Consider the following 12,581-nt stretch of genomic DNA (forward strand, 5'->3'; position numbering starts at 1 on the left):
ATTAATTTTTCGGCATTTTGTGTAAATATCGACTTACCCACTCCAGATCAATTTTTCACATTGACAGTAACTTACTTTCACCACGCATCTTGTCGGTGCCAGCGTCCGTCATCCGGTGTACAATTCCCGCTGATTTTTAACCGAGCAACATCAAGGAGAGTGCATGTCTATCACGGCGGGTTCTGTGTACCGTGACACGGGGAATTTTCTACGCAATCAGTTCGTTACTGTTTTACTGATTGCCTTGCTTTGTGCCTTTATTTCGGTTGTTATCGGTCACGCTTTTTCACCTAGCGATGAGCAAATGTCTATCCTTAGTGAAGGGGATAATTTATCGAATAGCGTTGGGCTATTTGACCTTGTGCAAAACATGACACCTGAACAGCAGCAGATGCTACTTAAAGCCTCTGCGGCATCAACGTTTGCAGGCTTGATTGGTAACGCTATTCTCGCGGGTAGCATTTTGGTTCTCATCCAGATGGTGAGCGCCGGGCAACGCGTAAGCGCCCTTCGTGCCATTGGCACATCGGCTCCAGTGCTGCCTAAAATCTTTGTTCTGATGTTCCTGACCACTTTTGTCGTGCAAATCGGAATCATGTTGGTAGTGGTGCCGGGTGTGATATTTGCGATTCTGCTCTCTTTTGCACCGGTGATGGTTGTTCAGGATAAAATCGGGATTTTCCAGTCACTGCGCAGCAGTATGCGCCTGGCCTGGGGAAACATGCGTCTTGTCGCCCCGGCGGTTATTAGCTGGTTACTGGCGAAAACGGCCCTTTTGATGCTCGCATCTTCATTTGCGGCGCTCTCACCCGCGGTTGGCGGGGTGATTGCAAACACGATAAGCAACCTTATTTCTGCGGTGTTGCTCATCTATTTATTCCGCTTGTATATGCTGGTTCGCCAATAACATTCACCTGCTCCTGAGCGGCAAATAAACGCTCAGGAGTCATTTTACGGAACAGATTATGAAGCAGTTTCTCGACTTCCTGCCGCTGATTGTATTCTTCGCATTTTATAAAATGTACGACATCTATGTGGCGTCTGGGGCGCTTATCGTCGCCACTGGTTTTGCGCTGGTATACAGCTGGTACAAATTCCGCAAACTGGAAAAAATGGCGCTGATCACTTTCCTGATGGTTGCCGTATTTGGCGGCCTGACGTTGTTCTTCCATAACGATGAATTTATCAAATGGAAAGTCACCGTGATTTATGGCCTGTTCGCCGCTGCCTTGCTGATTAGCCAGTGGGTGATGAACAAACCATTAATTCAACGCATGCTTGGGAAAGAGATTTCACTGCCGCAAACGGTGTGGTCCCGTCTGAACATTGCCTGGGCGCTGTTCTTCATTGCCTGTGGCGCGTTGAATATTTACGTGGCGTTCTGGCTCCCGCAGAGCGTTTGGGTGAACTTTAAAGTGTTCGGTCTGACCGCTGCGACATTGGTCTTCACCCTGCTAAGCGGCCTCTACATCTATAAGCACATGCCGCAAGAAGAGAAGTAGTCCCCCTCCAGAAATGCAAAAACCCGCTCCGCGCGGGTTTTTTTATGTTCGAACATTTTATTACGAGGATTTATCCACGCTGGTGTTGTTGCCGGAGGTGAGAATGCGCACTTTATCTCCCTGATTAAACGTGATGCGTCCATCGTAACTCTGCGTAACCTGGATAATCTGCCCCGCATCGGTTTTGATCGTCAAATCCACCTGCTGGGCGTTTTGCTGTTGGCTCTGGCGGTTACGTGAAACCTGAGCGCCTGCAACGGCACCCGTCGCCGTCATGATGGTTTTCCCTGAACCGCCACCAAATTGGTTGCCAATGGCGGCCCCTGCAGCCCCTGCGGCGACGGTGCGCAGCGGATGGGAACGGGTTTGACTGGTGATGATTTGCGCTTGTTGCACCACACCATATTCCACCAGCGTTTTCGTCCCGGCAAAACTGGACTGGCTGGATAACGCAAGCAGGCTGACAAAGATAAGTAAGTATTTCTTCATATTGGTTACAGTGTCGATTCAAAGTGAGCATGATTCTGCCAGTCCCCGCCAAAACCCCTTTAGACATTAATGCTACTTAGTGACGCAAACGCCCTTGTCGTATTAAACTTAAGTTAAAGAATTTCAATTATTATTTCAGGAAGACAAATGACCCAGCAAGACGCTCCTGCCGGAGAACTGGTTTTACGCACCCTGGCCATGCCCGCCGACACCAACGCGAATGGCGATATTTTTGGCGGCTGGCTAATGGCGCAGATGGATATGGGCGGCGCGATAATGGCGAAAGAAATCGCCCAGGGTCGAGTGGTAACGGTTCGGGTCGATGGGATGACGTTTCTCAAACCTGTCGCCGTTGGGGATGTGGTGTGCTGCTACGCGAACTGTATAAAACGTGGGAACAGTTCCATTACAGTGAATATCGAAGTCTGGGTGAAAAAGGTTTCTTCTGAGCCGATTGGCCAGCGTTATAAAGCCACCGAGGCCGTATTTATCTATGTTGCAGTCGATGCAGAGGGCAAACCGCGCCCTATTCCTCGCTAATGCTATCAACCCCCAATGCGCCTGAACGCGCATTAGGGGAGTGATTAATATTAATCCATAAATAAATGTATCGGTGGACTATGCTTTTCCAGATTATTAAGAAAATGCAATAAATCGCAATCCGAACTAAGATTAAATTTACTCATCATCAAGCGCTTATGGGCACTGACTGTTTTGACATGAATCCCTAATAAATGTGCAATATCAATAATGTCATTACCTCGTAGCAAATATTTTGCGATCGTCATTTGCTGTGGGGTTAGCGTGCGATATTTGCATTTAAGGCATTTTCTACACGGCAACACTTCAGGGTTTTCAATATTATCTTTCCACCCTTGCACAACTTGTTTCCGCGCTGTATTTAAAGGTTCGGAACGGTTTACAAATACAATATTTTTAATACACAGCGGCAACTTTTCATGATAAGGAGACTTATCGCCGCTGTAGATGCCAATAATCATTCCGGGTTTGCTACGATACTTTAGCATAGGCTGGCAAATGTACTCCGCGCCAGCCACAAAGCTTTTCACAATAATATCAGCCTGAATAGCATTTGCTTTAGTGAGACAATTAAACTGCACCGACTCTTTTTGCTCTTCAAGAAATATCTCTTCGAGAAATATCTCCATTCCGTTCCGATACAGTGCGTCCTTGTCATCGATGGCAATATTTAACATCTTTTCCTTTCTCAGAATGCTATTTGACCAAAAATAAGATCTTACTGATATGTAAATACAACGCTTACCGCAGCACTAAACGTTCCACCCGTAGCATTCTCAGAAGGGCTGAATATTCTGGCAGAAAGCGGGAATATTGCCTGCCGAGTTGAATTATCAATTGCCACTGTCATTTGACTGGCATTCCCGTAAATAACGGAGTGGTCAGTATTTGTCATCTGCAAGGCGCTATTTCCTGCCGTTCCTTGATTCTTAAATGCTGTTGGGTCGGTACTGTCAACCACACCGGTAAATGTTGCCGTTGCTGATTGAGTGGTAGCCGGACACTGGGTTAATAACAGCTGGAAGTCTTTCCAGATGGGATTCCCGCCAGGCTGATTCAGGTTGTTTGCAATGGCTTGTCCTAAATCCACTTGTTTTGAGACAGTGTCGGTGTCCACCACACACGGTGAAGCCAACACACGCCCGGTGACGCTGATATTAACCGGGTCAGCAGCGCTGACTATCCCGGTATAACACAGTGCTGCTCCCGAGAATATCAAAGCAGTAATGGTCTTTTTCATGATAATTACCGCCCTTATTGATAAGTCAATTGCAGCGTGGCATTAGTACTTGCATCGCCAGCCGTTACGGTGGTTTTAGTCTGAATATAACGCGCTTTCAGAGGGAACGTTTCCACACCACCAAGAGAGTTATTCAGCACAATTGTGTCGTTCAGTACTAAAGGTACATCGTTATAAAGAAGCTGAATTCCTACGCCATTGGCGACATCACTCCCGCCCTGGTTATTAAGGGCTAATACGCTGGCATCTGAACTGTCCGGATTTTGCGTACCATTTAGAGAAACATTAATATTTGCGCCTGCATCACAGTCTAAACCCAGGTTTTGGGTGGTGCTCACATCAGGTATAAAACCGATGGTATTACCAAATTCTGAAATGGGAATATCACCCAATGGGAAGACTAAATTAGGCGTTCTTATTGAACATGCCACTTGAGTCACACTCCCCCCGGCTAAGTCAATTTGCCGGATTGTTCCGCCATCATCAGTAATTCGATGCGATATCGTTCCTGGCTGTAAATTACCTGAATGGATATTTCCAGTTTTAACAAAAACCAAATTATTGTCAGCACCAGTCCAGATATTAAGCCTTCCGACGAAGTCTGGATTTCCCATAGTGCCAGTAACTATTGGATTAATATAACTTCTGACATGTGTATCAGCACCTTCAAGGTAAACACCCACCCCCTCAATGTTCGTCTGATATAGCCCTGGAGAAATAGCAACAGCCCCCATGTAATCAAAAGATGATGTAACTGTCCCTGAAGGATAACAACTTGCCATTATAACCTGAATTTGTGTGGTCCTGAATGAACCAATAATTGTCCCCACAGGTGCATCGCGCTGAACAATCATATTACCCGCTGAAATGGTGGATATATTATTCGTCTCTGTTATGCAAGCCGCGCTGGTATAACCTGAAAATAGCAACACAATTAAAACCAAATAGTATTTCATTAATAAATCCTCAACGACACACTGCATCAAACTGAATAACGGATGCATCATTTTTTGACTGGGGCAAAGTAGCTTTAACCTGGCAAATTTGTGTTGCGTCCTCACCCCATTTCACTGTGAAATCGAGGTTGCTGCTCTGGCCGGTTAAATAAACCTGCCCGTTATCACCAACAATAAAACCATGGTTAGCAGTGTCTTTGTTATTCATTGATACAATGGCACCAAATGGGACTGGTTCGCCATTAGTGCGTTTAAGATTAATAAGCGCCCTTTGCCCAACGTCAGCTTGATAAACGGCACGCACCACCGCGCCACGAGTCGGTACCACGGTTTTTGTGGTCAATTCCAGCTCAACGTTATCCGGCATACTGCCGGTATCGAAACTGATGTCATTTTTACGGAATGGCGACATATTACTCACCACGGTGTAGCCGCGGTAATCCGTTTTCACCCCATTCTGGTTCAACACCCCAACACTGGCAGCACCCGGTGCTTTGACCAACGCGATGGTTTCACCGAATGGCTGCGCCAGCGTGATGCCGTCACTATGAGCAAGCACACCACCCGATATTCCATAGTTCACTCGCTGGGAATGCTGATCGTAGCTGTAGCCCGCGAGCGCTTCACCGTAAGTTCCCCGGTAATCGGCGTTCAAGTTTCCAGTGTAGCCAACGTCGTTCGTGCCGTAGCCCTGCTGCACGTTCCAGCTCAGTGCGTTTCCTGGTAACGCGATACCACTGACGCCGACATTATGGGTGGTATTGCCGCGCTTGCTGGTATTCATGTTGTAGTTAGCCCAGCTGTTTGGCAGGAAGTTTGACAACGGCACGCTGATATTCAGCGAGACCAGTTGGTCGTTAGTGTAAATTCTCCCGCTATTACTACCATTGGCCGTCGAGTTTTTACTCCACGTGTAACCCAGACTGTAACTGACACTATTCCAGGCGTTGTTATAGCTCGCGCCATACGACTCCATGGTTTTATTAATATTCCAGTAATCTTCACGGATGGCCGACAGCGTCATAGCCCCCATGTTTTTACCCAGCGCCTGACTCAGGGTCATTTCCGCACGATTGCGACGGCGGTCCTGGATAAAGTCTGAATCGCTGTAGGTATCGAGTATTTCCTGCATGCTATAGAAGCCTGAGGTGGAATAACGATAACCCGCAATCGCAAAGTTGGTTCCAGTATCGGAGAAGTTCTTGCTATAGCGAACACGCCATGACTGCCCGTCCGTTTTTAGCCCATCTTTTGGTCTTGACCAGCCTTGCGTCACATCGGTCGAAATCGCGCCAATATCGCCGAGGTTTTTACCCAATCCCAGCGCTAGTGACTGGTAGCGGCTCGATTCCTGCAAACCACCATAAATGGTAAAGCCATGCGGCAAACCATAGATTGCTGTGCCTTGCGCCAGCGGTGTTTTTTCCACGCTGCTGCTGTACGAGCGATACTGCCCACCCGTCAGGCTGTATTTCAGTCGGCCTTCACGCTGCAATACAGGTACGGATGCGAAAGGCACCACCAGGTATTGCTCGCTGCCATCGGCTTCTTTAATGGTGACATACAAATCACCGGAGCCGCCGGTCGGGTACATATCGGTAATCTCAAAGGCACCCGGAGCCACATAGCTTTGATAAATAACGTAACCGCTCTGGCGAATAATCACCTGCGCATTGGTACGCGCAATTCCGCGCACCACAGGGGCGTAGCCTTTCAGGCTGTCCGGTAACATATCGTCGTCAGAGGCGAGCTGACCACCACGGAACGGAATACTGTCGAACACATCCGCAGGTGTGGAGCTGTCGCCCAGCGTCATCTGGCTTTTCAGGGCAACCACATCACGCTGGGCGTAGGTGTAAACCGTGTCCCATTTGTCTTTGCCGTCACTGTCGCGATTCCACGTGGTGTAGTTACGCAGGCGCCATGCGCCGTAGTTAATGCCCGGACGCAGGTTGGCATACTGGCTGTTACTGTTCTCACCATTGCGCATGAATGTGTTATTACCGCTCACGCTGTAGTTCAGCAACAGCGCATTAATCCCTTCATCCCAGAGTTCGGGCGCAACATAGCCGCGCGCCTGCACGGAAAGTGCTGCCTGAGGAATACTCAGCAACAAACGTTGGGAAGAAAATAAAAACTCCGCTGATGCGAGGGGAATAGCAGCAAGATTGGCACATTCCGCATCGGCTTTTATTTCCGGGAACAGCGCTGTTTTCACGCCGTAACTTTGTAAAACACCGGCAGACAAACAAGGTTGAAGTTTTGCCTCTCCATTGCCTTCTTTGACTAATTTAAACGTAATATCCCTGGTATCGACGATTTGATTGTTAAGAACAATATCAACGCGATAAATTCCGGGAGCTTGTTCTCCCTCTTCAAAAGCAGCAAGATCGGCACCTTGTGAAGAAGGGTTATTCACCTCGAGCAATGCCGGGTTAAAATAATCGCGAGACTGCGCTGTTTCACTCATTCCTGAACAGGCCAGTGCGACACACCAGGCGAGATGGGTCGATCGTAATTGAAGACGATTGTTTGCTTTCATCATTAACTTCCTGCCTGTATATGTCAGGCTATATATTTCTGGTCCGTACTACCCTGTACGTCCGGGAAGTATTTATTCGGTTTATTAAATTGAGGCGTTATGAGCTTCGCCGGTGCCGCCATAATCACTGATTAATTTAAAACTTAACGCGCCAGATGAGACTCCAGCGGGTAAATTAAAACGGGCAGAACTGCCAGGCGCGACAAAAGTCACATCCGGTACAGTTTTACCGCTCACCGTAATCTGGTTGAAATTCATGTAATAATTGGTTGGGTTAGTCACCTGCACCTGGTTACCGACTTTCTGCCAGGTCAATTGTCCGGCTAATTTTTCCGGTATCTCTTTCTTTAACGCCTCTGGGCGATAAATTAATTTAATGCGCGTTTTCACCGCCACCTGGAGGGTGTTTTCCTTTTTAGGTGCAGAAGGAATAGATTTTATATTTAACCAGTACAGCGATTCTTTATTATCCGGTAAATTCCCGGCACGTACGATACGCAATATATTCTGTTGCCCATTATCTAAACGAAACAGCGGCGGCGTGATAATAAAGGGAGCTTTCTCAGCGCCACCTGATTGGGTGTCAATCCATGACTGAATAAGATATGGCACAGAATCCGGATTATTGACGCTCAGTGAAGCTTCCTTTTTTCCGCCGTCATAAATTACCCGGGTTCCACCAATTACCACGCCGGCATTGGCTGCAGAAATAGCCGTACTGGCTATCACCAGGGCAATAAAAGTTTTACTCACAAAATTCATTTGATACCTCTGTAAAAAAGGGCCGGGAAATCCGGCCCCCTTATCATGTCTGTGCGGATATTAGTTATAAACAACAGAGAAGCTGGCTACAGAGTTAGCCGGGCCAGCCGTCACTGATGTTGCAGTTGATTTATACTGAGCGTAGAAATCCAGAGTGTTGTCAACAGTACTAGACAGGGTGTAGCGATAGCTGTTTTCGCCATGCATTGGCAACTGAACTTTGTCAGCAGACATCAGATTGATGGCAACACCCGTTGCAGCGCCCGGCGTGGTGCTGTCGATAGCCAGCAGATTAGAATCGCTCACTTCTGGTTGACCGTCGAAACGCACGTGTGCCTGGTTTACTGATGAAGGGCAGTTTTTCAGTACGATAGAGAATTTCTTAGCCGCAGTTACAGCACCCTGACCAGTGAATTCAGACTTATTGTATGCACCCAGTGCAACAGTCTGGTTCAGAGAAGCCACATCAACAGTACAAGCGGCATCCAGAATTTCACCGGTGAAATTAACTGAGCCTGCAGTAGCCAGCGCATTAGAAGCGGATACAGCAGAGATAGCAGCAACAACAACAGCGATTAAATTCTTTTTCATTACGTTTTCCTTTATATATTTATTTGACGTTTTATTCAGGCAAAACAAGCCCTATTTATTATCGTGAGATAATAAAGAATATATCGTCAGGTTTTCCATGCATCATCATCATGTGATAGTTACAGAGAATAGTTTAGAATCGTATAAAGATGATTTTTGTCATTAATATTCACGTTGCTTCCGGAGTATAAAACAAGAAACCGTGCTTATATTAATAAATCATTCTTTGTACTATTCCCTCATTCCCTGCTTGAATCAATTTTCATCAAAACCCGGATTAAACTCAAGGTGTTTTTGGGTGTAATTTTACACCGTAACATTTATTCACTTAATAAAAGTTCTTAACCATAATGCAGCCATATATAGCCACCCAGGAATGTTCCTGGTCTTTATGAAGAGAATGTAAATGTCTGTATTTGAACAACAAAATCCATTTTTTACAGATGATTTAACCATCTTAAATAAAAAACCCATTGCCGATATTGAGATGTTAATCGCGCGTCTTAATATTAGTTCTAACAAAATGGAAACAAAACCACGTCAAATCATTAACTATATGGACAGTAACGAAAGGAAGTGTTTCATCTTACATAAAGGCAGTGTTTCACTTTATCGCAGTATAGATGGAATGGTGTTAAATACAGAGTCAGCACCTTTTGTATTTGGTATGAGTACACAATTAACTAACCCTGATTATCTTCATATCAGAACACACGATGAATCGGAGGTCAGTTGGATACCATTAGATGTAGCAAATGAGATTATTGCGCAAGAGAATCTGTGGAAGAATTTGTCGGCATTATTGATATACACCGTCACACGGGTTTACGACCATTGCACCAAAATATCATCATTATCTTCATACGATATCATTCGCTATCAGTTATATGAGTTAATGAGTGAGACGCAAGAAATTAGAACCAGCGTCAGTATCGCTAACTATATACAAAGCCGGACATTTTTATCACGCAGCAGTATTATGAAAATACTCGCGCAGTTGAAAACGGGTGGGTATATCACGACAGAACGAGGATGTTTGCTCGGCATCAATAACATTCCTTTGAAGTATTAAAGCCTTGCCTGGAGGACAGGGGTTTACATATCCGGTTGTTAATTAAGAAGTAATTGTTACAAAATCGATATTCACTTCATCTCTTTCTATGCTAGTTTTAATTAAACAGCTTTGATATGACATGTGCCGATATGAAAGATTCTTCCGACGATAGTTTCACCATGACGATTCAAATTCAGGCAACTTTCGATCTCATCAATGTGCTGAGCCCTTTTGTCACATTTGAAAAGATCCCTCCGCAGCGCAGGCTTTACTACACAGTCGATGGAGTAAAGATGTGCTACCTCATTCGCTCTGGGCTTATTAAAGTACGTCGTGATACGGATGAGTTTGTGATGACGACCCTACCCACACCGAATATCGCTGGCATCACTGATATGGTGCCTGATACCAGCGGTGTGTATCTGGAGTTGCAGACTGAAGGGGAAATCGCCACGCTCACCACTGCTCGCGCACAACAACTGATTGCTGAAACGAACTCGTGGGAACTGCTCGCCAAACATATCACCAAGGTGACGACCAACCTGTTTAACAACAATATTATTATGACGGCCCCCACCACCTATGAAGTGGTGAAGTTTCATTTAATTATGTTAACGCGTGAGCCTGATAGCGTGCGGGAGACGACTTCTGCGGTGAAATACATTCTTGAGCGAACACGACTGTCACGCAGTACGGTGATGAAAATGCTCGCACAGTTAAAACAAGGCGGGTATATCCAACTCGAGGACGGAATTCTGGTCACGTTGAATCATTTACCCGCCAGGTATTAACGCTTTTTTAGTCTGCTAAACCCCGATTTTCCAACATCGGTTCGCTGTACGGAGCATGTCCTCGCCATTCGTTATACAACGTTTTAAGATCCTGGCTATTTCCGCGAGACAAAATCGCCTCACGGAAACGCTGGCCATTATTTGCTGTTAGCCCGCCCTGCTCCACAAACCATTGATAGCCATCGTCGGCCAGCATTTGCGTCCAGATATAAGCGTAATAACCCGCGGCATAACCTCCACCAAAAATATGCGCGAAATAGCTGCTGCGATAGCGCGGTGGCACTGCTGCAAGTTTGATGTGCTCTTGCTCAAGCGCGCTCGCTTCAAACTTAGCCACGTCATCAACCGCACTTCTCGCAGGCAGGCTGTGCCAGTTCATATCCAGCAACGCGGCAGCGAGCAGCTCTGTCATGTCGTAGCCTTTATTAAACTGCGCTGCGCGGAATAACTTCTCTTTGAGCGCCTCTGGCATCGGTTCGCCAGTTTGATAATGGCGAGCATAATTAGCAAACACCTGCGGTTCTCGCGCCCAGTGTTCGTTGATTTGCGAAGGGAATTCGACGAAATCGCGCGGCGTATTCGTGCCGGATAAAGTTGCGTAATGTTGGGTAGCAAACAGGCCGTGAAGGGTATGGCCGAACTCATGGAACAGCGTGACGACATCATCCCAGGAAATGAGCGCGGCTTCGCCAGATGCCGGTTTGTTGTAATTGCAGACGTTGTAAATCACCGGCGCGTTAGCAAGCAATGTGGATTGCTCCACAAAATTGCCCATCCACGCCCCGCCGCCTTTGCTGTCACGGGCAAAGAAATCGCCGTAAAACAGCGCCATACCACGACCGTCTTTATCGAAGATCTCCCACACCCGTACATCATCGTGATAAACCGGAATATCGAAACGCTCAACGAAACTGAGACCGAAAAGCTGGCTGGCTGCCCAGAAAACACCGTTGGTGAGCACATTATTCAATGCAAAATAGGGTTTGATTTGCGCTTCATCGAGATCGTATTTCGCGCGTCGTACTTGCTCAGCATAAAACGCCCAGTCCCAGGCCTCGGCTTTAAATCCACCATTTTGTGCGTCGATAACGTGCTGGATATCGGCCAGTTCCCGCTGTGCCCGCGCCGTTGCCGCAGGCACGATACCACGCATAAATTGCAGTGCAGCCTGCGGTGTTTGGGCCATCTGGTCAGCAATTTTCCATGCCGCGTAGTTATCGAACCCGAGCAGTTGCGCCTGTTCTGCGCGCAGCGTGGCCAGGCGAGCGACAATAGCGCGCGTGTCGTTGCCATCATTTTGTTGTGTGCGATCCCAACCGGCTTTAAACAGTTCTTCACGCGTCTCACGGTGACTTAATGATTGCAGCGCTGGCTGCTGCGTGAAGTTAAGCAGCGCGATAACATATTTGCCGTCAAGCCCCTTCGCTTTCGCCTGTTGCGCCGCAGCGGCAATTTCCGCAGGCGTTAACCCGTCCAGTAGATTGACGTCGTCAATCACCAGCCCGGCGGCTTTATCAGCGGCATGCAGACGATTATTAAACTGGCTACTGAGCTGCGCGGCTTCTTTGTTGAGTACCTTCAGGCGTGCTTTCTTTTCTTCGCTTAACGTCGCACCAGCCAGGTTAAAACTCTGCCAGACGACTTCAACCAGGCGCTGCGATTCGTCATCAAGACTTAGCGTGTGACGACGCTGGTAAACGGTATCCAAACGCGCAAACAGCACGGCGTTGAGGCGCATTTCATCGGCCAGTTCGGCAAGTTCGGCGGCAAACTCTTCATCGAGTTGTTGCAGATAATCATTGGTATTCGCGGAAGTCATGGCGAAGAAAACATTCGTCACTCTTCCCAACATTTGCCCGGTTTGTTCCAGCGCCAGATAGGTGTTTTCGAAAGTCGGCTCGGCGGTGTCGTTGGCAATTGCGGCGATTTCTTCGCGCTTGATACGTTTGGCTTCGTCAAACGCCGGGCGATAGTGGCTGTCGTGAATGTCATCAAAATGTGGTGCCTGGTATGGCAATAAACTGATGCGGTAGAACGGGTTTTCCGTTTGCATGCTGCACTCCTGCTGGGGGCAAAGGATAATTTGAGACTGCATTTGGTGGATGACGCTGCGC

13 protein-coding genes are annotated in these 12,581 nt (G+C 47.2%); 5 read left to right on the forward strand and 8 right to left on the reverse strand.

All coding sequences use genetic code 11. The features are described from left to right. Positions 1 to 163: 163 nt before the first annotated feature. Both AC0IWZ_RS10465 and AC0IWZ_RS10470 read left to right on the forward strand, forming a co-directional pair. Positions 164 to 907 (forward strand): YciC family protein, encoded by a 744-nt coding sequence (locus AC0IWZ_RS10465; protein ID WP_115628437.1) that lies wholly within the window; start codon positions 164 to 166, stop codon positions 905 to 907. A 58-nt stretch (positions 908 to 965) separates the two neighbouring features. Beyond that, complete coding sequence (locus AC0IWZ_RS10470) at positions 966 to 1,502, forward strand: septation protein A (RefSeq protein ID WP_410372890.1); 537 nt, start codon at positions 966 to 968, stop codon at positions 1,500 to 1,502. 60 nt (positions 1,503 to 1,562) lie between these two features. Here AC0IWZ_RS10470 and AC0IWZ_RS10475 read toward each other — a convergent pair whose 3' ends face one another. After that, positions 1,563 to 1,991: an outer membrane lipoprotein gene (locus tag AC0IWZ_RS10475; protein ID WP_410372891.1), complete on the reverse strand. Its 429-nt coding sequence runs from the start codon at positions 1,989 to 1,991 to the stop codon at positions 1,563 to 1,565. A 147-nt stretch (positions 1,992 to 2,138) separates the two neighbouring features. On the opposite strand from AC0IWZ_RS10475, the gene yciA reads away from it, so the two are divergent. Then, positions 2,139 to 2,531, forward strand: coding sequence for an acyl-CoA thioester hydrolase YciA (gene yciA / locus AC0IWZ_RS10480; protein ID WP_115628435.1), 393 nt, complete (start codon positions 2,139 to 2,141; stop codon positions 2,529 to 2,531). 50 nt (positions 2,532 to 2,581) lie between these two features. Here the strand turns inward: yciA and AC0IWZ_RS10485 are convergent, their stop codons facing one another. The 6 genes from AC0IWZ_RS10485 to AC0IWZ_RS10510 form a co-directional block, all read right to left on the reverse strand. Continuing rightward, on the reverse strand, positions 2,582 to 3,208 hold the full coding sequence (locus tag AC0IWZ_RS10485; RefSeq protein ID WP_471677386.1) for a helix-turn-helix transcriptional regulator: 627 nt from the start codon (positions 3,206 to 3,208) through the stop codon (positions 2,582 to 2,584). Between the two features lie 41 nt (positions 3,209 to 3,249). Beyond that, positions 3,250 to 3,771, reverse strand: a complete 522-nt coding sequence (locus AC0IWZ_RS10490; RefSeq protein WP_471677385.1) for a fimbrial protein — start codon at positions 3,769 to 3,771, stop codon at positions 3,250 to 3,252. A gap of 14 nt (positions 3,772 to 3,785) precedes the next feature. Continuing rightward, positions 3,786 to 4,727 (reverse strand): fimbrial protein, encoded by a 942-nt coding sequence (locus AC0IWZ_RS10495; RefSeq protein WP_471677384.1) that lies wholly within the window; start codon positions 4,725 to 4,727, stop codon positions 3,786 to 3,788. Between the two features lie 10 nt (positions 4,728 to 4,737). Continuing rightward, positions 4,738 to 7,272, reverse strand: a complete 2,535-nt coding sequence (locus tag AC0IWZ_RS10500; RefSeq protein WP_471677383.1) for a fimbria/pilus outer membrane usher protein — start codon at positions 7,270 to 7,272, stop codon at positions 4,738 to 4,740. An 81-nt stretch (positions 7,273 to 7,353) separates the two neighbouring features. Further along, positions 7,354 to 8,031 (reverse strand): fimbrial biogenesis chaperone, encoded by a 678-nt coding sequence (locus AC0IWZ_RS10505; protein ID WP_471677382.1) that lies wholly within the window; start codon positions 8,029 to 8,031, stop codon positions 7,354 to 7,356. Positions 8,032 to 8,091: 60 nt separating this feature from the next. Continuing rightward, positions 8,092 to 8,622: a fimbrial protein gene (locus AC0IWZ_RS10510; RefSeq protein ID WP_471677381.1), complete on the reverse strand. Its 531-nt coding sequence runs from the start codon at positions 8,620 to 8,622 to the stop codon at positions 8,092 to 8,094. Positions 8,623 to 9,028: 406 nt separating this feature from the next. On the opposite strand from AC0IWZ_RS10510, the gene AC0IWZ_RS10515 reads away from it, so the two are divergent. Together AC0IWZ_RS10515 and AC0IWZ_RS10520 are read left to right on the forward strand one after the other, a co-directional pair. Further along, positions 9,029 to 9,694 (forward strand): winged helix-turn-helix transcriptional regulator, encoded by a 666-nt coding sequence (locus AC0IWZ_RS10515; protein ID WP_410372898.1) that lies wholly within the window; start codon positions 9,029 to 9,031, stop codon positions 9,692 to 9,694. Positions 9,695 to 9,825: 131 nt separating this feature from the next. Beyond that, complete coding sequence (locus AC0IWZ_RS10520) at positions 9,826 to 10,467, forward strand: helix-turn-helix domain-containing protein (protein WP_410372899.1); 642 nt, start codon at positions 9,826 to 9,828, stop codon at positions 10,465 to 10,467. A gap of 7 nt (positions 10,468 to 10,474) precedes the next feature. Here the strand turns inward: AC0IWZ_RS10520 and dcp are convergent, their stop codons facing one another. Continuing rightward, positions 10,475 to 12,520 (reverse strand): peptidyl-dipeptidase Dcp, encoded by a 2,046-nt coding sequence (dcp, locus tag AC0IWZ_RS10525; RefSeq protein ID WP_471677380.1) that lies wholly within the window; start codon positions 12,518 to 12,520, stop codon positions 10,475 to 10,477. Between the last annotated feature and the right edge of the window lie 61 nt (positions 12,521 to 12,581).

The organism is Buttiauxella sp. AC142, assembly GCF_979253435.1.